This is a genomic window from Conexibacter sp. W3-3-2 (assembly GCF_009707605.1).
GTDB lineage: Bacteria > Actinomycetota > Thermoleophilia > Solirubrobacterales > Solirubrobacteraceae > Paraconexibacter > Paraconexibacter algicola.
On record NZ_WLYW01000001.1, the window covers coordinates 848,805 to 868,625 of the forward strand.

Annotated in this window: 17 protein-coding genes; 1 reads left to right on the plus strand and 16 read right to left on the minus strand. The window is 75.6% G+C overall.

All coding sequences use genetic code 11. From position 1 onward, the window contains the following. Positions 1 to 81 precede the first annotated feature (81 nt). The 13 genes from ftsZ to GKE82_RS30540 all read right to left on the minus strand — a co-directional run bounded on the left by ftsZ (position 82) and on the right by GKE82_RS30540 (position 14,888). On the minus strand, positions 82 to 1,167 hold the full coding sequence (gene ftsZ / locus GKE82_RS04270) for a cell division protein FtsZ (RefSeq protein WP_107570508.1): 1,086 nt from the start codon (positions 1,165 to 1,167) through the stop codon (positions 82 to 84). Between the two features lie 221 nt (positions 1,168 to 1,388). Further along, on the minus strand, positions 1,389 to 2,279 hold the full coding sequence (locus tag GKE82_RS04275; protein ID WP_154732421.1) for a cell division protein FtsQ/DivIB: 891 nt from the start codon (positions 2,277 to 2,279) through the stop codon (positions 1,389 to 1,391). A 72-nt stretch (positions 2,280 to 2,351) separates the two neighbouring features. After that, positions 2,352 to 3,698 carry a UDP-N-acetylmuramate--L-alanine ligase gene (gene murC, locus GKE82_RS04280; protein WP_154732422.1) on the minus strand — a complete coding sequence of 449 codons (1,347 nt, stop codon included), beginning with the start codon at positions 3,696 to 3,698 and terminating at the stop codon, positions 2,352 to 2,354. 11 nt (positions 3,699 to 3,709) lie between these two features. After that, a complete protein-coding gene (locus tag GKE82_RS04285) occupies positions 3,710 to 4,783 on the minus strand; it encodes a UDP-N-acetylglucosamine--N-acetylmuramyl-(pentapeptide) pyrophosphoryl-undecaprenol N-acetylglucosamine transferase (protein WP_309233405.1) in 1,074 nt (357 codons plus the stop codon). Beyond that, complete coding sequence (locus GKE82_RS04290) at positions 4,701 to 5,891, minus strand: FtsW/RodA/SpoVE family cell cycle protein (RefSeq protein ID WP_230316089.1); 1,191 nt, start codon at positions 5,889 to 5,891, stop codon at positions 4,701 to 4,703. Before GKE82_RS04290 ends, GKE82_RS04285 begins: the two co-directional genes overlap by 83 nt. 121 nt (positions 5,892 to 6,012) lie before the next feature. Beyond that, on the minus strand, positions 6,013 to 7,254 hold the full coding sequence (gene murD, locus GKE82_RS04295) for a UDP-N-acetylmuramoyl-L-alanine--D-glutamate ligase (RefSeq protein ID WP_154732424.1): 1,242 nt from the start codon (positions 7,252 to 7,254) through the stop codon (positions 6,013 to 6,015). A 13-nt stretch (positions 7,255 to 7,267) separates the two neighbouring features. Then, the gene (gene mraY / locus GKE82_RS04300) at positions 7,268 to 8,236 is read right to left on the minus strand and encodes a phospho-N-acetylmuramoyl-pentapeptide-transferase (protein WP_107570514.1); all 969 of its coding nucleotides are present in this window, start codon (positions 8,234 to 8,236) and stop codon (positions 7,268 to 7,270) included. Then, positions 8,236 to 9,573 carry a UDP-N-acetylmuramoyl-tripeptide--D-alanyl-D-alanine ligase gene (murF, locus tag GKE82_RS04305; RefSeq protein WP_154732425.1) on the minus strand — a complete coding sequence of 446 codons (1,338 nt, stop codon included), beginning with the start codon at positions 9,571 to 9,573 and terminating at the stop codon, positions 8,236 to 8,238. Before murF ends, mraY begins: the two co-directional genes overlap by 1 nt. Beyond that, positions 9,566 to 11,002 carry a UDP-N-acetylmuramoyl-L-alanyl-D-glutamate--2,6-diaminopimelate ligase gene (locus tag GKE82_RS04310; protein WP_154732426.1) on the minus strand — a complete coding sequence of 479 codons (1,437 nt, stop codon included), beginning with the start codon at positions 11,000 to 11,002 and terminating at the stop codon, positions 9,566 to 9,568. The genes murF and GKE82_RS04310 overlap by 8 nt, the downstream gene beginning before the upstream one ends. A gap of 15 nt (positions 11,003 to 11,017) precedes the next feature. Further along, a complete protein-coding gene (locus GKE82_RS04315; RefSeq protein WP_154732427.1) occupies positions 11,018 to 12,679 on the minus strand; it encodes a penicillin-binding protein 2 in 1,662 nt (553 codons plus the stop codon). A gap of 4 nt (positions 12,680 to 12,683) precedes the next feature. After that, positions 12,684 to 13,469 (minus strand): hypothetical protein, encoded by a 786-nt coding sequence (locus tag GKE82_RS04320; RefSeq protein WP_154732428.1) that lies wholly within the window; start codon positions 13,467 to 13,469, stop codon positions 12,684 to 12,686. Further along, positions 13,466 to 14,338 carry a 16S rRNA (cytosine(1402)-N(4))-methyltransferase RsmH gene (gene rsmH, locus GKE82_RS04325; RefSeq protein WP_309233406.1) on the minus strand — a complete coding sequence of 291 codons (873 nt, stop codon included), beginning with the start codon at positions 14,336 to 14,338 and terminating at the stop codon, positions 13,466 to 13,468. The genes GKE82_RS04320 and rsmH overlap by 4 nt, the downstream gene beginning before the upstream one ends. Before the next feature lie 91 nt (positions 14,339 to 14,429). Next, complete coding sequence (locus GKE82_RS30540; protein WP_154732429.1) at positions 14,430 to 14,888, minus strand: division/cell wall cluster transcriptional repressor MraZ; 459 nt, start codon at positions 14,886 to 14,888, stop codon at positions 14,430 to 14,432. A gap of 427 nt (positions 14,889 to 15,315) precedes the next feature. Between GKE82_RS30540 and GKE82_RS04335 the strand changes: the two genes are divergently transcribed. Next, positions 15,316 to 16,893, plus strand: coding sequence for a DUF3352 domain-containing protein (locus tag GKE82_RS04335; protein WP_154732430.1), 1,578 nt, complete (start codon positions 15,316 to 15,318; stop codon positions 16,891 to 16,893). A gap of 46 nt (positions 16,894 to 16,939) precedes the next feature. Here GKE82_RS04335 and GKE82_RS30545 read toward each other — a convergent pair whose 3' ends face one another. The 3 genes from GKE82_RS30545 to GKE82_RS04350 are packed head-to-tail and all read right to left on the minus strand — an operon-like array spanning position 16,940 to position 19,817. Then, positions 16,940 to 17,788, minus strand: a complete 849-nt coding sequence (locus GKE82_RS30545; RefSeq protein ID WP_154732431.1) for a type II secretion system F family protein — start codon at positions 17,786 to 17,788, stop codon at positions 16,940 to 16,942. Continuing rightward, a complete protein-coding gene (locus GKE82_RS04345; RefSeq protein ID WP_154732432.1) occupies positions 17,785 to 18,636 on the minus strand; it encodes a type II secretion system F family protein in 852 nt (283 codons plus the stop codon). Before GKE82_RS04345 ends, GKE82_RS30545 begins: the two co-directional genes overlap by 4 nt. Continuing rightward, the gene (locus GKE82_RS04350; RefSeq protein ID WP_154732433.1) at positions 18,633 to 19,817 is read right to left on the minus strand and encodes a CpaF family protein; all 1,185 of its coding nucleotides are present in this window, start codon (positions 19,815 to 19,817) and stop codon (positions 18,633 to 18,635) included. The genes GKE82_RS04345 and GKE82_RS04350 overlap by 4 nt, the downstream gene beginning before the upstream one ends. Positions 19,818 to 19,821 lie beyond the last annotated feature (4 nt).

The following is a 19,821-nucleotide window of genomic DNA, read 5'->3' on the forward strand; positions in this document are numbered from 1 at the left end:
AGCGCCTCGACGGCTTGTCGAGCGGGCGCCGCCGCGCGGTCCGGGGGACGCCGTCGTGGCGCGCCCCCGGTCGGGCGGTGGCTAGCGCAGGAACGGCGGGATGTCGATGTCGTCGTCGCTGATCTCCAGCGACGAGCGCTCGACGCGCGGCGAGCGGTCCTTCGTGGTGCGCTCGGCGCGCTTGGAGGTCTCCTCGCGCGCGGTGCGCGGGCGGGCGCGGCCGTGGTCGAAGCCGGTGGCGATGACGGTCACGCGGACTTCGTCGCCCATGCGCTCGTCGATGACCGAGCCGAAGATGATGTTCGCGTTGGGGTCGGCGGCGCCCTGGACGATCTCGGCGGCCTCGTTGACCTCGAAGAGGCCGAGCTCGTGCCCGCCGGTGATGTTCAGCAGGATGCCGGTGGCGCCCTCGACGCTGTCCTCGAGCAGCGGGCTGGAGATCGCCGCCTTCGCGGCGTCGCCGGCGCGGTTCTCGCCGCCGGAGGTGCCGATGCCCATGAGCGCGGACCCGGCGTCGGCCATGATCGTGCGGACGTCGGCGAAGTCGAGGTTGATGAGGCCGGGGATCGTGATCAGGTCGGTGATGCCCTGGACGCCCTGGCGCAGCACGTTGTCGGCCTCGCGGAACGCCTCGATGATCGTCGTGCGGCGCTCGACGATGCCGAGCAGCTTCTCGTTCGGGATGACGATGAGCGTGTCGACGACCTCGCGCAGGCGGGCGATGCCCTCCTCCGCCTGGCGCATCCGCTGGGAGCCCTCGAAGGAGAACGGCTTGGTGACGACGCCGACGGTGAGCGCGCCGATCTCGTTCTTGGCGATCTCCGCGATGACGGGCGCCGCGCCGGTGCCGGTGCCGCCGCCCTCGCCCGCGGTGACGAAGACCATGTCGGCGCCCTTGAGCGCCTCCTTGATGTCGTCGCGCGACTCGGCCGCGGCGCCGAAGCCCACGTCGGGGTTGGCGCCGGCGCCCAGGCCCCGGGTCAGGTCGTGCCCGATGTTGAGCTTGATGTCGGCGTCGCACATCTGCAGCGCCTGCGCGTCCGTGTTGGCCGCGATGAACTCGACGCCACGAAGGCCCGCGTCGACCATGCGGTTGACCGCGTTGGTCCCACCACCGCCGACGCCGACGACCTTGATGACCGCGAGATAGCTGCCGCTGCTGTCCATGTAAGAAAATTCCGTCCGACTCTGGAGGGACACTTGAGAGTTTGGTGTTCTGTCCCCCGCTTGGGGGCACGCACGGTACGCGCGCCCTTTGCGTGGTGTCAACGGGAATCCTACCCCGCAATGGGCATTGCATGACGGCCAACCCTCGACCTGAGCAGGAGATTTCCGGCTCGGCCGAGGCTCGACCTGAAGTTGAGGGTTGAGGTGGGCGTGGCCGCCGGTTAGGGCGTCACCCCGTCGGTCGAGCTCGCCCCCGGGTCGGCCGCGCCGGTCGCCCCGGCCGCGCCGGTCACCGCCGCGCCGGGCGCCGTCGCCCCCGCCTCGAGGGTCTGCTGCTGCTGGGCGGCGACCTGCTCGAGGCCCCCGGCCGTCGGCCGCTCCGGCAGCCGGACGTCGAGGTAGGTCGCCCCGCGCGAGCTCGGGTCGGCGAGCACGCGGGCGACCGCCGCCCACTTCGCGGCGATCCGCTCGGTCGTGCCGAGGTAGAGCGCCGGCCCGGCGGTCAGCCGGACGGTCAGGCCACGCGGCCCGACGAAGACCTTGGAGAACGTCTCCCGCAACGGCGCGGGCGCGGCGCCCAGGGCGGCGACCACGCGGGCCGTCTGCCCGGCCGGGACACGGTCGCCGGCGGGCGGGGTGCGCAGCGGCAGCACCGGCAGGCCCTTGGCGTTGGAGCCGCGCAGCAGCGTGCCGTCGCTCGCGACCGGGACCCGTCGCCCGTCGACCCCCACGGCCGCGACCGGCACGTGCTCGACCACGTCGATGCGCAGCCCGTGCGGGAAGTCCGGGGTGGCGCGCACGTCCTTGACGATCGGGTACGGCGCGACCGCGGTGCGCAGCGCGTCGACGTCCACGTGCAGCGTCGTCATGTCCTGCGCGGCGGACTGCAGCGCGCCACGGATCCGCTCCCCCTCGCGACCGGCGACCCCGGTGACCTCGACGTCGCGGACGGCGACGAGACTCGACTCGCGGACGATCAGGAACGTCGCGACGACGAGCCCGGCGACCGCGAGCACGGCGAGCAGGCGCCGGCGCGCGTGCGGGCTGCGCGGCGCGACCGGACGGGCCGCCGACACGCGCAGGCGCGGCAGCGGGATGGAGCGGGCACTCACGACTCGGCGTTCGCCGCGCGGACGGCAACTCCTCCCCGCGGTGGACGCCCGGGCGACCCGGCGCGCGGGCGGTCAGGCCACCAGCGCGCGCCCGAGGGCGTCGACGTCACCGGCGCCCATGACGACGCAGAGGTCGCCCGGGCGCAGCAGCGCGCCGACGACGCGCTCGGCGTCGGCCAGCGACGGCAGCCAGTGGACCGGCATGCCCGGCCGGGCGTCGCAGGCGGCCTGCGCGATCAACAGGCCGCTGATCCCCGGGAAGTCCTCCTGGACCTCGCGCGCCGGGTAGATCGGCACGACCGCGGCGACGTCGGCCAGCGCCAGCGCGGCCCCGAACTCGCGGTGCAGCTGCTGCGTGCGGCTGAACAGGTGCGGCTGGAAGACCGCGACGACCCGGGAGCCGTAGGAGCGCGCCGCCTCGAGCGTCGCCCGGACCTCGGTCGGGTGGTGCGCGTAGTCGTCGATCACCGGCACCCCGAGCGCGGTCTCCCCCAGCCGGTCGAAGCGCCGGCCCGCGCCGCGGAAGGTCGCGAGCGCGGCGACCGCCTGCGCCTCGTCGGCCCCCGCCAGGCGGCAGGCCTCCAGCGCCGCGACCGCGTTGCGCGCGTTGTGCTCGCCCGGCACCGCCAGCGTCACCTCGTGGCCGCGCCAGGCGAAGCGGCTGCCGCCCGGCACGAGCGTCACGTCCGTGGCGTCGAACGGGACGACCGGTGTCCCGGGGTCGCGCAGCTCGAGCAGATCGGGACGGTCCCAGATCACCGCCTGCGGCGGGCCGTCCAGCAGCTCGCGGAAGACCTCCCGGACCTCCTGCAGCGACCCGTAGGTGGCGTGGTGGTCCAGCTCGACGTTCGTGACGACGGCGACGTCGACGTCCAGGCGCAGCATCGAGCGGTCCGACTCGTCGGCCTCGACGACCAGCCAGCCGTCACCCGCGGGCCAGTCGGCGTGCAGGCCGGTCGTCGTGAGCGCCCCGCCGATCAGGTACGCCGGGTCCGGGCCGTCGACGGCCAGCAGCACGTGCGCGGCCATCGACGTCGTCGTCGTCTTGCCGTGCGCCCCGGCGATCGCGAGCGTCCGGCGCAGCGCGCTCAGCTCGGCCAGCAGCTCGGCGCGCGGCACCGCGCGCAGCCCGCGCTCGCGGGCGGCGGCGCGCTCGGGGTTGTCCGCCGGGACCGCCGAGGAGTAGACGACCTCGACGTCGTCCCCCGCCGGGACGTTGGCGGCGTCGTGGCCGACGTGGACGTCCACCCCCAGCTCGCGCAGGCCCGGCAGCTGCGGGCCCTCCGCGCGGTCGCTGCCGCTGACGCGCGCGCCGAGCTGGGCGCAAACGCGGGCGTAGCCGCTCATGCCGGCGCCACCCACCCCGATGAGGTGCAGGCGGCGGTGGGACCAGGGACCGTCGGGGCGGGACGCGGGCATCGCGCCGCAGCCTACGACGCGCGGGCGGCGGCCAGCACCTCGGCCGCGATCGCGGCGGCCGCGTCCGGGCGGGCCAGCCCGGCCGACGCGGCGGCCATCGCCGCGAGCCGGTCGCGGTCGGCCAGCAGCGCGTCGACCTCGCGGCGCAGCCGGTCGGCGTCGAGCTCGGCGTCGGGGACGAGGACCGCGGCACCCCCGTCGACCATCCAGCGCGCGTTGCCGGTCTGGTGGTCGGCGGCCGCGTGCGGGTAGGGCACGAGCACCGCGGGCCGTCCCGCCGCCGCGACCTCGAAGACCGAGCCGCCCGACCGGGCGACGCACAGGTCGCAGGCCAGCAGCGCCTCGCCGAAGCCGTCGATGTACGGGCGCAGGTCGTAGTGCGCCGGCGCGGGATCGCCCAGGCGGGCGGCGAGGTCGTCATGGTCGCGCCGGCCGGCCGCGTGGAGGACCCGCAGGCCGGCGGGCGCCGCCGTCCCGTACGCGCCGATCGTCGCCTCGTTGAGGCTGCGGGCGCCCAGCGACCCGCCGAACACGAGCAGGCACGTGTCCCCGTCGGCCAGGCCGAAGCGGGCGCGCGCCGCGGCCCGGTCGGTGGCGGGCGGCGGCACCGGACGGCCGGTGACGCGGTAGCGGTCACCCTCCCGTCCGGGCAGCGGGAAGGCCAGGCAGACCCGGGTCGCGCGTCCGGCGAGCAGGCGGTTGGTCAGGCCCAGGTGGCTGTCGGCCTCGGTGAGGACGAGCGGCAGCTTCGCGCGCAGCGCGGCCGCGCCGACCGGGCCGGCCACGTAGCCGCCGCCGCCCATCACGACGTCCGGGCGCTCCTCGCGCAGGATCCGTCGCGCCGCGCGCAGCGCCCCCGCCGCGCGACCGACCGCGCGCGCGGCCTTCAGCGGGTTGGAGCGGCTGATGCCCTCGACGTGGATGCGGTGCAGCCGGTACCCGGCGGCGGGCACCAGCTCAGCCTCCGCGCGGTCCCCGCCGACGAACGCGACCTGGGCGCCCTCAGCCCGCAGCGCGTCGGCGACCGCCAGCGCCGGCACCACGTGCCCCGCTGTCCCGCCGGCGGCGATCACGACCTTCGTCACGGTCGTCCATCCTCGGTCGGCGGCGGGGAGCCTGACGGGCGCGCAGCCCGGTCGTCCCCCCGCTCGCGATGTTCAGCAGCAGGCCCATCGAGGCCAGGACGGTCCACAGGCTCGTTATCCCGTAGGAGACGAACGGCAGCGTGACGCCGGTGATCGGCGCCAGCCCGAGGACCGTGAAGATGTTCAGGCAGGCCTGGCCGAGCACCATCGCCGTGATGCCCGCGGCCAGGAGCTTGGCGCCCGGGTCCCGCGCCATCTTCGCCACGCGCAGGCCCGCGTAGCCGATGACGCCGAAGAGGAAGAGGATCCCGGCGATCCCGGCGATCCCGAGCTCCTCGCCGATGATCGCGAGGATGAAGTCGGTGTGCGCCTCGGGCAGGTAGTAGATCTTCTGCACCGACTGGCCGAGCCCGAGCCCGAAGAAGCCGCCGGATCCGAGCGCGATCTGTCCCTGGACCGACTGGAAGCCGGTGGTCCCCGCGGTGTCCCAGGGGTCGAGGAAGCTCGTGAGGCGCGCGCGGCGGTAGTCCGCCGACAGCGCGTAGAGCAGCGCCAGGAAGCCCGCGACCGCGACGACGACGAGCAGCCAGCGCACGGGCACGCCCGCGGCGACGAGCACCGCCGCGACCGTGAACGACACGACGATCGCGGTCCCGAGGTCGGGCTGGCTGGCGATCAGCAGCAGCAGCGGGCCGGCGACGACCGCGAGCGGCATGAGCTCGCGCGGGTGCTGCGGCGGGCCCGGCTTCACGGCGAGCATCCGCACCGCGTAGAGGATCAGCGCGAGCTTCGTGAGCTCCGACGGCTGGAACGTCAGCGGCCCGACGCCCAGCCACGACTGCGCGCCGCCGCCGCTGACGCCCAGCGGCGTGCGGACCGCGAGCAGGCAGACGAAGCAGAAGATCAGCAGGCCCGGGGTGAACGCGAGGATGCGCGGCAGCGAGGCGCGCGACAGCACGGTCAGGCCGACGAACCCGAGCGCCCCGAACACGAGGTACTTCACGAGGTAGGAGGTGCCGTCGCCGTGGCCCTCCAGGAGCGTGGTGGCCGACGAGGCGCTGAAGACCATGACGGCGCCCGCGGCGAGCAGGCACAGCGTCGCCGTCATCAGGAGGTTGTACTCCAGGGGGTGCGCAGGGGTCCTGCGCTTCGCGGTGGCGGCGACGCGACGCATCCGGACCTCTGTTCGCCGCGGCGTGACGGGTCCCTCCCGCCGCGGACGGTGTTCGCTACGGGTGGCGCGCGGCCACGAGCGCCGCGAAGTGCCGGCCGCGCTCCTCGAAGTCCCGGTACTGCCCGAAGCTCGCGCACGCCGGGGACAGCAGGACGACCTCGCCCGGACGGGCGAGCGCGGCCGCGGCGGCGACCGCACGCTCGAGGTCGCCGCGGTCCTCGCCGCGGCCGAGCGCGTCGCGCAGGCGCCCCGCGGCGGCCCCGACCAGCTGGACCGAGGCGGCCTTCGCGGCGACCGGGGCGCGCAGCGGGCCGAAGTCCTCCTGCTTGGCGTCGTCGCCGCCGAGGATCAGGTGCAGCGGGACGTCGAACGCGGCGAGCGCGGTCAGGGCCGACTCGACGTTCGTCGCCTTGGAGTCGTTGACGAACCGCACGCCGCCGACGGGCGGGAGCTCCTGCAGGCGGTGCTCGACCCCCGCGAAGGTCACGAGCGCCTGTGCGATCGCCTCCTCGGGGATGCCGCGCGCGCGGCACGCGGCGGTGACCGCCCGGGCGTTGACCCGGTTGTGGGCGCCCTGCAGCGCCGGCTCGGCGGGCAGCTCGACGAGGTCGAGGTCGATCGCCGCGCCGTCGCCGGGGAGCGGCAGCAGCGCCCCGGGGGCGATCGCCGTGTCGGCCGCGTGCTGGCGGGCGAACATGCCGTGGCGCTTGGCCTCCCGGTAGGCGTCGACCGTGCCGTGCCAGTTCAGGTGGTCGCTGCCGAGGTTCAGCAGGATCCCGACGTCGGGACGGAACGCGAGCGTGTCGTGCAGCTGGTAGCTCGAGCACTCCGCGATGACGGTGGCGCCCGGCTCGTGCGCGTCGATCAGCGAGGTGTACGCGGTCCCGACGTTCCCGACGACGTGCACCGGCCGGCCGGCGACCCGGTGCGCGTGGCCGAGCCACTCCGACACCGTGGTCTTGCCGTTGGTGCCGGTCACCGCGACGACGTCGAGCGGGACGAGCCGCCAGCCGAGCTCGAGCTCCCCCAGCACGGGGATGCCGCGCTCGCGGGCGGCGGCGACGACCGGGGCGTGCGGCGGCACCCCGGGGGACTTCACGACCGCGCCGATGCCGTGCGCGTCGAGCAGCGCGAGCCCGTCGCTGCCGCCGTGGACCGGGAACCCGGGGTCGGCGGGCAGCTCGGGCCGCCCGCTGTCGACGCCGACGACCGCGTGCCCGGCGGCGACCAGGGCGCGCCCGGCGGCGAGGCCCGAGCGGGCCAGGCCGACGACGAGGTACGGGCCGGGAGGCAGCACGGGCGCGGCGCGGCTAGGCGACGGACTGCTGGTAGATCGTGAAGCCGATCGCCGCGCAGACCGACGCGATGATCCAGAACCGCAGGATGATCTTCGTCTCCGACCAGCCCGCCATCTCGAAGTGGTGGTGGATCGGCGCCATCAGGAAGACGCGCTTGCGGAAGTTCTGGAACCAGAACACCTGGATGATCACGCTCAGCGCCTCGACGACGAAGATGCCGCCGAGCAGCACGAGCAGCTCCTCGGTCTTCGTCATCACCGCGAGCCCGGCGACGGCACCACCGAGGCCGAGCGACCCGGTGTCCCCCATGAACACGGTGGCGGGGAAGGCGTTGTACCAGAGGAACCCGATGCAGGCCCCGACCACGCAGCCGCAGAGCAGCGCGAGGTCCTCCTGGCCGCTGGTGATGAACGTGATGCCCAGGTAGGCGAGCATCACGATCGCGACGCAGCCGGCCGCGAGACCGTCGAGGCCGTCGGTGAGGTTGACCGCGTTGGTCGTGCCCGCCACCACGAGGTAGATGAGCACCGGGTAGAAGACGCCGAGGTCGATCGTGGCGTCCAGCGACCGCAGGCGCAGGGTCGGCGGCAGGTCGGCCAGCTCGACGGCGACGAACCACAGCAGCAGCGAGATGCCGATCGTGACGATGAGCTTCCACCGTCCCCGCAGGCCCAGGGAGCGACGCTGGAAGATCTTCTGGGCGTCGTCCGCGAAGCCGAGCATGGCCGAGAGGATCGCGACGCCGAACACACCGATCGAGCGCCAGTCGTAGTCGCTGAGGATCAGGAACGGGACGCTGATGGCGGCGAAGATGATGACGCCGCCCATCGTCGGCGTGCCTGCCTTGGCGTGGTGGCCGGCCGGGCCCTCCTCGCGGATGTGCTGGCCGAACTGGCGGCGGCGCATCCCGGCGATGAACCGGGGGCTGAGGAAGACGCAGATGAGCAGCGCGGCGGTACCGCCGATGAGGATCTCGCCCATCAGCGCGCCCCGTCCGCGGGGGGCCGGGCCGCGCGCAGCGCGGCGCTGACGGCCTCCAGTCCGACGCCGCGCGACGCCTTCACGAGCACGGTGTCTCCGTCCTGCACGAGCGTCGGCACGAGCCGCGCGGCCTGCTCGGCGTCCTCGACGGACTGCACGGCGCCCAGGCCGGAGCCGGCGCCCAGGTAGGCGGCCAGCGGGCCGACGGTGACGAGGACGTCGACCCCGACGTCGCGGGCGTGCACGCCGAGCTCGCTGTGGAAGCGGCCGCCGTCGGGGCCGAGCTCGAGCATGTCGCCGAGCACGGCGACCTTGCGGCCGGGCGCCGTCGCGGCGAGGTCGTCCAGGGCGGCGCGCATCGACATCGGGTTGGCGTTGTAGCAGTCGTCCACGACGACGACGCCGCCCTGCAGGCGCTCGCGCTGGCCGCGCATGGCGCTGAGCGCGACGTCGACCTCGCCCGCGGGCTCGACCCCGGCGGCGCGCGCGGCGGCGGCCGCGGCGAGCGCGTTGCGCGCCATGTGCGCCGAGGTGAGCGGCTGACCGGCGGACAGCAGCGTGACGCCGGGGAGCTCGGTGACGTCGCCGCCCGGCCCGAACCGCACCACGTGCAGGTCGTCGCGCAGGTGGGGCTCCAGCAGCGGCTCGTCGGCGGGCACGATCGCGGTGCCCCCGGGACGCAGGTCGTCCAGCAGCTCGGCCTTCGCGCGGGCGATCGCGCCGATCGACCCGAGCAGCTCGAGGTGGACGGGCCCGATGTTCGTGACGATCGCGATGTCCGGCTCCGCGATCCGCGCGAGCTCGGCGATCTGGCCGGGGCCGCGCATCGCCATCTCGAGCACGAGGACCTCGGTGCCGTGCGGCGCCGACAGGACCGTCAGCGGCAGCCCGATCTCGGTGTTGAGGTTCTGGCTGGTGGCGGTGACGCGCCGGCCCGCGGCCCGCAGCATCGCGGCGAGCACGTCCTTCGTGGAGGTCTTGCCGGTCGAGCCGGTGACGCCGATGACGACGGCGGCGAGCTGGCGCCGCCACGCGGTCGCGAGGCGCTGCAGCGCCGCGAGCGGGTCCTCGGTGGCGAGCACGACCCCACCGGTGCCGGGCGGCAGGCTGTCGGCGTGCCGGGGCTCGACGAGCACGCCCCAGGCGCCCGCCTCCAGGGCGGTGGCGGCGAAGTGGCCGCCGTCGACCCGCTCGCCCGCGATCCCGACGAACAGGTCGCCGGGGCCGACGCCGCGCGAGTCGATGACGACGCGGGTGGGGCCGTCGCCCGCGGACTGCGGCTCGCGCAGGTGCGCGCCCGCCGCGTCGGCGATCCACTGGGGTGATCGGTCAAGCATCGCGCAGCGCCTCCCGGGCCACCGTGACGTCGTCGAACGGGATCTTCTCGCCCCCGGCCAGCTCCTGCCCCTGCTCGTGGCCCTTGCCCGCGACGACGACGACGTCGCCGGTGCGGGCGGCGCTGATCGCGTGGGCGATCGCGGCGCGGCGGTCCTCGATGACGACGGCGTCGTCGCGCTCGATCCCGGCGGTGATGTCCGCGAGGATCGCCTGCGGGTCCTCCGAGCGCGGGTTGTCGCTCGTGACCACGACGACGTCGGCGAGGCGCGCGGCGATCTCCCCCATCAGCGGCCGCTTCGCGCGGTCGCGGTCACCGCCGGCCCCGAAGACGCAGAGGACGCGGTGCCCGGCGGCGAGCCCGCGCGCGGCGGCGAGCACGTTCTCCAGCGCGTCGGGGGTGTGCGCGTAGTCGACGAGCACGCCGAAGTCCTGCCCCTCGTCGACCGGCTCGAAGCGGCCCGGGACGCGGCCGAACGCCGCGAGGCCGTCGGCGATGACCTCGTCCGGCACGCCGTGCGCGCGCACGGCGGCGATCGCGCACAGCGCGTTGAGGACGTTGAAGCGGCCGGGCAGCGACAGCGACCAGGAGCGGCCCGCGGCGGTGAAGGTCGTGCCCGTGACGCGGCTGACGACGTCGGTGGCGCGCAGCGACGCGTCCTCGCGGTCGATCCCGACCGTCACCACGCCCGGGAGGTCGGCGGCGAGGCGGGCGCCCCACGGGTCGTCGACGTTGACGACCGCGGTCGCGGGCGGGCGGCCGGCGGGCGAGACGGGGACGAACAGCTCGCGCTTGGCGGCGAAGTAGTCGTCCATGTCGGGGTGGAAGTCGAGGTGGTCCTGCGTGAGGTTCGTGAAGACCGCGACGTCCCAGTGGATCGCGTCGGCGCGCCGCAGCCGCAGCGCGTGCGAGCTGACCTCCATGACGCAGGCCGCGTCGCCGCCGTCGAGCATCGCCGCGAACGTGCGCTGCAGGTCGATCGCCTCCGGCGTGGTGCGCACCGACGCCGTCTCCTCCCCGCCGACGACCTGGGTGACGGTGCCGAGCATGCCGGTGGCGGTGCCCGCGTGCTCCAGCAGCGCGCGGACGAGGTGCGCCGTCGTGGTCTTGCCGTTCGTGCCGGTGATGCCGATCGTGCGCAGGCGCGCGGTCGGGTCGCCGTGCAGGCGGGCGGCGGCCGGCGCCATCGCGGCGCGCACGTCGGGGACGACGACCTCGGGGACCCCGAGGCCCAGCGGCCGCTGCACGACGAGCGCCGCCGCGCCCCGGGCGACGGCGTCCGGGGCGAAGTCGTGCCCGTCGCGGGTGAACCCGGGCACGCAGAAGAACACGGTCCCGGGGGTGACCGTGCGGTTGTCGTAGGCGAGTGCGCTCACCTCGACGTGCGGGGCGTCGCGGGCGGCGTCGCCGATCACCTCGCGCAGCGTCATGCGTCGGGCAGTGTGTCAGCTGGGCGGGACGCGCAGGTGGGTCAGCGCGAACTCGGTGATCTTCCCGAAGGCCGGGGCGGCGATCTTGCCGCCGTAGATCTCGCCCTTGGGCTCGTCCACGATCACCGACACGAGCAGCTCCGGCCTGGCCGCGGGCGCGAAGCCCGTGAACGAGGCGATGTAGTTCGCCTTGGAGTACTCGCCCGTCTTCGTGTCGACCTTGTTCGCGGTGCCGGTCTTGCCCGCGAGCTTGTAGCCGGGGATCGCGACCTCCGCGGCGGTGCCGCCCGGGGCGAAGACGCCCTCGAGCATGCTGCGGATCTGCGCGCTGGTCGTGCGGCTGATGATCCGGGTGCCCTTGGCGCGCGGGACGCGGCGGCCGTTGACCGCGCGGATGATCTGCGGAGACCGCAGGACGCCGCCGTTGGCGATCGCCGCGTAGGCGGAGGTCATCTGCAGCGGCGTGACCGAGAGGCCCTGGCCGATCGGCAGGTTGCCCATCGAGGAGCCCGAGTACTGGTTCACGCGCGGCACGATGCCGCGCTCCTCGCCCGGCAGGTCGACGCCGGTCGGCGTCCCGAAGCCGAACTTGCGCACCCAGCGGTCGAACTCGACCTTCCCGAGCCGCTGGCCGATGAGGATCGACCCGACGTTCGAGGACTGGGCGAGGATCCCCGCTGTGCTCAGGGTGATCGGGCCGCGCGGGTGCGACTCGCCGATCGTGCGGTCCGCGACGACGATCTGCGGCGGCAGGTTGAACTGGGTGTCGGGGGTGACCTTGCCGTCCTCCAGCGCCCCGGCGACGGTGAACGCCTTGAACGTCGATCCGGGCTCGTAGGTCAGGCCGACCGCGCGGTTCTGCAGCGCCTCGGGCGGGGCGGCGCCCGGGTCGTTGGCGTTGACGCGCGGCCAGTTGGCCATCGCGAGGACCTCGCTGGTCTTCGGGTCCATGACGATCGCGGTGGCGCTCTTGGGCCGGTAGCGCTCGCCGACGTCCCCGAGGACGCTCTCGACCTTGCTCTGGAGGGCGGCGTCGAGCGTCAGCTCGAGGTTCTCGCCGGGCTTGGCGGTCCGCAGGTCGGTCGTCTCGATCGGCTCGCCCTTGGCGTCGCGGACGGTGCGGCGACGCCCGTCGGTGCCGTGCAGCTGCTCGTCGCGGAGGTACTCGATGCCCGCCAGTCCGTGCCCTTCGGTGCCGACGGTGCCGAGCACCTGGGTGGCGAGCCAGTCGCGCGGGTAGACGCGGCGGGTGCCGGGCGTGAGGTCGATCCCCTCGATCTTCAGGCGCTCGACGCGGTCGGCCTTGTCGGCGGCGACGCGGCGCGCGAGGTAGACGAAGCCGGTGTCGCGGCGCGAGAGCTTCTCGGTGAGCTCGGCGGACGGGATGCCGAGGATCGGGGCCAGGCGCGCGGCCGCCCGGACCGGGTCCTTGACGAGGTACGGGGTGGCGCTGACGTCGTCGGCCGGCTCGCTGACCGCGAGGTCGACGCCCTCGCGGTCGACGATGAGCCCGCGCTGGGCGGGCACCTCGGCGGTGACGACCTGCTGCGTGTTCGCCGCGCGCGCGAGGCTGTCGCCGCGCACGGCGCCGAGCCAGAACGCGCGGACGAACGCGAGCGTCAGGAGCAGCAGGAACGCCGCGAACAGCAGCGAGATGCGGCGGTCGACGATCGTCACGGCGCTATCCCGCCGTCGGGTCCGCGGCGACGCCGCCGGCGGTCGGCTGCTGCGCGGGCGCCGACGTGGTCGGGGTGCCGGGGGGCGCGGCCGTGCCGGCGGGGGCGGTCGTGGTCGAGGTCTGCGGCGCGGCGGTGGTCTGCGCGGGCGCCTGGGCGGCCTGCGCGGCGGGGTCGGGCGCGGTCGCGGCCGGCGCGGCGGCGGTCTGCGTGGGCGCGGCGGCCGGCGTGACCGCGGGCGCGGCGGTGGCGGCCGGGGCGCCCGCGACGCCCGTGGCGCCGGGCTCGAGCGCCTGCTGCACGACCGGTGCGGGCGCGGTGATCGAGCGGGCGGCGCGGGCGGCGTCGCCCGGGCGGACGGTCAGGTAGTTGCGGTCGCCGGGCGCGGGCATGACGAGGCCGAGGCCGGTCGCGGCGGTCTGGATGCGCTCCCCCGCGTCGAGCCGCGCGATCTCGCCGCGAAGCAGCGCGTTCTGGCGCTCGAGCGTCGAGGAGGTCTGCACCGCCCGGCCGATCCCGGAGTTGAGCTTCAGCAGCGACACCTGCAGGAACACGAGGCCCATCAGCGCGCCGGCGAGCAGGACGATCCACAGGCGGCCGCGGATGATCCGGTCCAGCAGCGTCAGCTGGGACCCGCGCGCGGCGGCGGGCCGGGCCGCCGGACGGGCGGCGGGCCGTCCCGGGCGCCGCGCGGGCGCCGGGGCGGGCACCGGCCGGGGCCGCGGCCGTGCGGCGGGCCGGCGGGCGGGGGCGTGGGTGCTGCGGGCGGCTGCCGCGGCGGGCGGGGTCATGCGACGGGTCCTTCCTGGAGCTTGCGGGCGGCGCGCATCCGTGCTGAGGCGGCACGCGGGTTGTCGGCGATCTCGCCGGGGGTCGGCACGACGCCGCGTCCCAGCAGCTCGGCCTGCGGGGTGCGCCCGCAGGCGCACACCGGGAAGTCGGGCGGGCAGATGCACCCCTGGGCGAGGTCCGCGAGGAACCGCTTCACGCGGCGGTCTTCGCCCGAGTGGAACGAGATACCTGCAAAGCGGCCGTCCACGCGCAGGACGTCCCACGCGACCGGGAGCGCGCGGTCGACCTGGCCGAACTCGTCGTTGACGGCGATGCGGATCGCCTGGAAGACGCGCTTGGCCGGGTGGCCGGCGGCGAACCGCGCCGGCGCGGGCACGGCGGCGGTGATCACGTCGACGAGCGCGGTCGTCGTCTCGAGCGGGCCGGCCTCGCGGGCCCGGACGATCGCGCGGGCGATCGGGCGGGAGAACCGCTCGTCCCCGTACTCCTTGAACAGCCGGCCGAGGGCCCGCTCGTCCCAGGTCGCGACGAGCTCGGCCGCGGTGAGCTCCTGGGTGGTGTCCATGCGCATGTCCAGCGGCGCGTCGTAGCTGTAGGAGAACCCGCGCTCGCGCGTGTCGATCTGCATCGAGCTCATGCCGAGGTCGAGGTAGACGAGGTCGGCGCGGACGCCCTCCTCGCGGAGCTCCTCGAGCCCTTCGGCGAAGCCCGCGCGCAGGAAGCGGGTGCGGCAGGGCAGCTCGGCGGCGAGCGCGGCGAAGCGGCCCTCGGCCTCGGGGTCGCGGTCGATGGCGATGAGCTCGCCGTCCGGCCCGAGGCGCTCGGCGACGAGCCGGGCGTGCCCGCCCGCCCCGAAGGTGCAGTCCACGGCGGTCTCCCCGGCGCGGGGGCCAGGAGGTCGATGAGCTCGCCGGCGAGGACGGGGACGTGTTCGCGGGCCACGATGTCGAGCAGCCGGCTCACGCCTGGCCGAGGGTCGGGAGGCGGGACGCGCCCTTGCGGCGGCGCGAGATGTCCTGGACGGCGTCGGGGAGCCGCTCGCTGCGCGCGTCCCAGGTGCTGCGGTCCCAGATCTGGATGTGGGTCTTGCTGCCGACGAGGACGACGTCCTTGGTGATGCCCGCGTACTGCGCGAGGCGCGAGGGCATCGCGATGCGGCCGGCGCTGTCGAGCTCGACGTCGTGGGAGCCGCCGACGAGGTGCGAGTCCAGCGTGGCGTAGTCCTCGTCGAGCGGGTCGAAGCCGCTGAGCATGTCGGTCGAGTACGCGTCGAACTCGGCCGGGATCCAGAGCGAGACGTTGCGGGTGAGGCCCCGGGCCAGGACGGCGCCCTCGGCGAAGTGGTGGCGGACCTTGGCCGGCACGGTGAGCCGGTTCTTCGCGTCGAGGGTGTAGTCGAAGGATCCGCGGAGGAGCACTGTCCCGCCCCTGTGAAGGAGGCGCGAACCGGGGGAGGAGGAGTGGGAGGAGCCCCTCCACCCCGGTTCGCTGGCCCGGGAAGCTAGCCCACCCTCTCCCACCGGTCAACACCTTTCATGCAACTTTTCCCACAGGAGTTCGTGCAAGGAGGACGACGCGGCGAAAACCTCAGTGTTCATCGGGGATTCCGCGTGGGACGACCGGCTCCTGCACGGGACGTTGCAGGCCTGACACCCGTCCACCCGCGGGCCCTCCGGGGGCTTCCGTCCGCCGGATGTGCGTCGGAGGGGCGTTCCGGTGGGGAATCGTGTGAGGAGCGGTGGGAGCGGGTGTGCGCGGGGGCCGCAGGGGGAACGGTGTGAGGCGACCGTCCCGAGGCGGCACTACCATGAGCGGGCCGTCGTCCCCCCGTCCGAGGAGCCCCGCGTGCCCGCCCCGACCCTTCCCGACCTCCGACGCCTCGCCCTCGGTGGCGCCGCCGTCGCCGCACTCGCCCTCGCCGGCTGCGGCGACAGCGAGAGCGGCGACGCGGGCACCGACCCGGCCGCGGTGATCCCCGCCAGCGCCCCGCTGTACTTCGAGCTGACGGTCCGCCCGGACGGCGACCTGCGCAGCGACGTCGAGGCAGTCGCCAAGAAGGTGCTGCGCACGCAGGACCCGGCGGCCGAGATCACCAAGGCCATCGACCAGGTGGTCAAGGACCAGGACGGGGCGAGCTTCGACAAGAGCATCGACCCCTGGCTCGGGGACAAGGCCGGCGTCGCGATCACCTCCCTGCGCGATCCGGAGAAGCCCGACTTCGCCGTCGCGATCGCCTCGAAGGACAACGACAAGGCGTTCGAGGCGCTCAAGGGCGACGGCAAGGACACCGTCGAGGCCGAGTACGACGGCGAGAAGTACCTGCGCGAGACCGGCGACGACGACATCGTCGCGGGCCCGGCCGGGGACACGTTCGTGATCGGGACCGAGGCGGGCTACAAGTCCGCGGTCGACGCCGCCAAGGCGGACTCGCAGCTCGACGACGCGGCCGCCTTCAAGAAGGCGCGCGAGAACACCAGCCAGGACGACGCGCTCGGCTTCGTCTACATCGACGTGCTGAAGGGCGTCCAGGCGCTGACGGCCAGCGAGCCGCTCATCGCCTCCCAGATCGAGCCGCTGCAGCAGGCGCTCGGCGGCGCGACCTCGGTGACCGCCGCGATCGCGGTCGACGACGGCGCGATCCGCATCGAGACCGCCCAGCAGGGCCTTCCCGCGCAGCAGGCGGCCGGTGACCCGGCGGCCGCGCTGGCCGACCTGCCCGGCGGCACCGTGCTGGGTGTCGGCCTCGGGGAGATCGGCGCGATCGCGCGTCAGGCGATCCAGCAGATCGGGGCGATCGGCCCGGTCGCCGGCCAGGACCCGCAGACGCTCCTGCGCGGCCTCGAGTCCTCGCTCGGCCTCTCGATCGAGGACGACCTGCTCTCCTGGATGGGCCAGGGTGCCCTGTTCGTGCAGGGCCGCTCGCTCGCGGACGTCGGCGGCGGGCTCGTGGTGACCTCGAAGGACCCGGCCAAGACGAAGGCAGCGCTGACGAAGATCGTGCCGCTGATCGAGCGGTTCAGCGGCCAGCAGGTCGTGCAGCGCGCGCCCGCCGGCGCCGACGCCGGGTTCCGCGTCCCGCTCGGGGACGGCGCCCCGTTCGAGCTGCTCGTCGGGCTGAAGGACGACCGCTTCGTCGTCGGCGTCAACCCGACGCTCGTGCAGAAGACGCTCGAGGGTGGCTCCGGCGACCGGCTCGGCGACCAGGCCGCGTTCAAGGCCGCCGCCGCGAAGGTCGGGGACGGGATCAAGCCCGCGTTCTACCTCGACTTCCCGACCGTCGTGTCGTTCCTCGCGCTCGGCGCGGGCAGCGACCCGAGCTTCCAGCAGGCCAAGCCCTACCTCGACGCGTTCGGCGCGATCGTCGCGGGCGCCAAGCGCGAGGGCGACACCTACCGCTCGCGCTTCGTGCTCACCGTGAAGTAGCCGGTCCGCGTCGCGGTCGGCGCCCCGGATCGGGGGCGCCGACCGCTCAGAGCGTGCTGACCATCGCCGCGGCGACCAGCAGCAGGACCCCGGGGACGAGCAGCAGCGCGATCACGAGCTGGATCTTCGGCGCGGCGCGGGCGGCGTGGTCGGCGAGCAGCCGGACGCGGTCGGCGCGCGCGTCGGCGGCGATCGCCGCCAGCGCCGGGGCGAGCGGCACCCCGTGACGCTCCGCCCGGCGCAGCGCGGCGACGAGCGCCGCGACCGCCGGGAGTGGGCACCGCGCCCGCAGCGCCTCGAGCGCCTCCTCCCGGCGCGTACCCGCCCCGATCTCCCGCGCGGTGCGCCGCAGCTCGGCGGCCAGCAGCCCCGGGTGTCGGCGGCCGACCTCCGCCAGTGCGCGGACGGGCCCGCGCCCGGCCGCCACCCCGACCCGCAGCAGGTCGAGCACGTCGGCGACCTCGACCGCCATGACCGCCGCCCGCCGGCGCGCGCGCAGGACCAGCCAGCGGTCGGGGACGAGGAAGCCTCCGCCCGCGACGGCCAGCAGCAGCGGCAGCGCCGCGGTCCCGCCGAGCGCCGGGAGCAGCGTCAGGCCGACGGCGGCGACGAGCAGCACTGTCGCGCCCTTGATCGCCATCAGGTCCGCCGGGGTGAGCCGCGCGTCGAGCCCCGCGGCGGCCAGGCGCCCCGCCAGGCCGCGGCTCGGCCGCGGTGCGCCGGTCCGGCGGCCGAGCCGCAGCAGCGCGGCGAGCGCCGGGCCCGGGGCCGGCGCGCCGCGGTCGGCGGCCGGCTCGGCGCGCGGCGGCCGCGCCGCGTGGGCCTGCGCCGCCGCCCCGAGCGCCGCGACCGCGCTCGCGGCCGCCAGTCCGGCGGTGAGCGCCGCGACGCTCACCGCGGCACCCGGGCGAGCTGCCCCACGACCACGAGCGCCGCGACCAGCAGCACCACCCCACCCGCGGCGAGCAGCCGCGAGAGCGGCTCGGCGAGCATCCCGGTGATCGTGCCGGGCGCCGCGAGCTCCGCGAGCGCCGCGGCCCCCACGGGCAGCCCGGCGACGAGGCGTGCGGTCAGCCGTGCCTGCGCGGTCGCCGTCCGGGCGTCGGCGGTCGCGCGGCGCCCCTCCTCCAGGTCGCCCGCGAGGTCGCGCAGGAGCCCGGCGAGATCTCCGCCGGACTCGCGCTGCAGCAGCACGGCGGCGACGAGCACGTCCGTGCCGGGGGACCGCAGGCGGGCCCCCCAGTCCTCCAGGGCGACCGGGGTCGGGCGGCCGAGCTCGAGCTCGCGGGCCAGCGCCCGGACCTCGACACCGGTGGCACCGCGCACCGCACCGTCCTGCGCGGCGGCGAGCACCGCGCCGCGCAACGAGCGGCCACCCGCGAGCGCGTCGGCGAGCGCGCGGGCCAGCAGCGGCACGCCCTCCCCCGCCCGGATCCGCCAGCGCTCGCGCCGGGCACGCAGCAGGCGCCCGGCGGTCCACGGGCCGGCGACCGCGCAGACGAGCGCCGGGCCGATGCCCAGCACGAGCCAGGCGGCGGCCGCGATCGTCGCGCCGCACACGATCCCGAGCCGGCGGCGCTCCGCGTCGGTGACGTGCCCGTCCCGCCCCGCCGAGCGCCACGGGTCCGTGAGCCGGGCCGCGAGCCGCCCGAGGCCGCCGGCCTGCACGACCCCCACGAGCTCGGCGAGCGCCAGCACGGCCAGTGCTCCCGCGCCCGCCGCGCACAGGACGGTCAGGCTCACGGCGCCACCGCCGCGACCGCCGCCCGCAGGCGCGGGTCCTCCGGGTGCCGCCAGGTCGGCCGGCTCGACTCGTCGGTGCGCAGCAGCTCCACGGGCTCGGCGCTGCCGTCGTCGCGGCGGCGGACCTCGGCCACCTGGACCACGCGGCGCGAGCCGTCCGCGTGCCGGGCCTGGTGGACGACGAGGTCGATCGCGGCGGCGACCTGCTCGCGCACGGCCGCGTGCGGCAGCCCGACGTCGGCCATCAGCGCGAGGACCTCCAGGCGCCGCAGCGCCTCGTGGGTCGATGACGCGTGCACCGTGCACAGCGAGCCGTCGTGGCCGCTGGACATGGCGGCGAGCATGTCGAGCGCCTCGGGCCCGCGGACCTCCCCCACGACGATCCGGTCGGGCCGCATCCGCAGCGCGTTGCGGACGAGCCGGCGGATCGTGACCTCGCCGCGCCCCTCGACGCTGGCGGGCCGCGCCTCGAGCCGCACGACATGCGGCTGCTGCAGCCGCAGCTCGGCCGTGTCCTCGATCGTCACGATCCGCTCGTCGGGCCCGACGAACGCCGAGAGCGCCCCGAGCGTCGTCGTCTTCCCCGAGCCGGTGCCGCCGCAGACCAGGACGTTCAGGCGCTGCCGCACCGCGGCGTGCAGCAGCTCCCGCGTGCCGGCCGGCCAGCTGCCCCGCGCGACGAGCTCGTCGGCGAGCAGCGGACGGCTGCGGAAGCGGCGGATCGTCAGCTGCGGCCCGTCGACCGCCAGGGGCGGCAGCACGACGTTCACGCGCGAGCCGTCGGGCAGCCGCGCGTCGCACAGCGGCTCGGCCTCGTCCACGCGCCGGCCGACCGGGGCGAGGATCCGCTCGATCGCGTGCCGCAGGTCGTCCTCGCGCGCGAACCGCACCGTGGTGGGCTCGAGCCGGCCGTGGCGCTCCACCCACACGGGGCGGGTGCCGCCGACCATGATCTCGTCGACCTCCGGGTCGGCCAGCAGCGGCTCCAGCGGCCCGAGCCCGAACGACCGCTCCGCGATCCGCGCGCACAGCGCCTCGCGCGTGTCCGCCGGCAGCACCGCCGCCTCGCGCTCGACCAGCCGCCGGATGCGGTCGGTCAGGTCGTCCGGGCCGTCGTCGATCGCCACCTCCCGCAGCAGGCGGTCGCGCAGCTCGACGGCGAGGTCCTCGACGGGGTCCATGCCC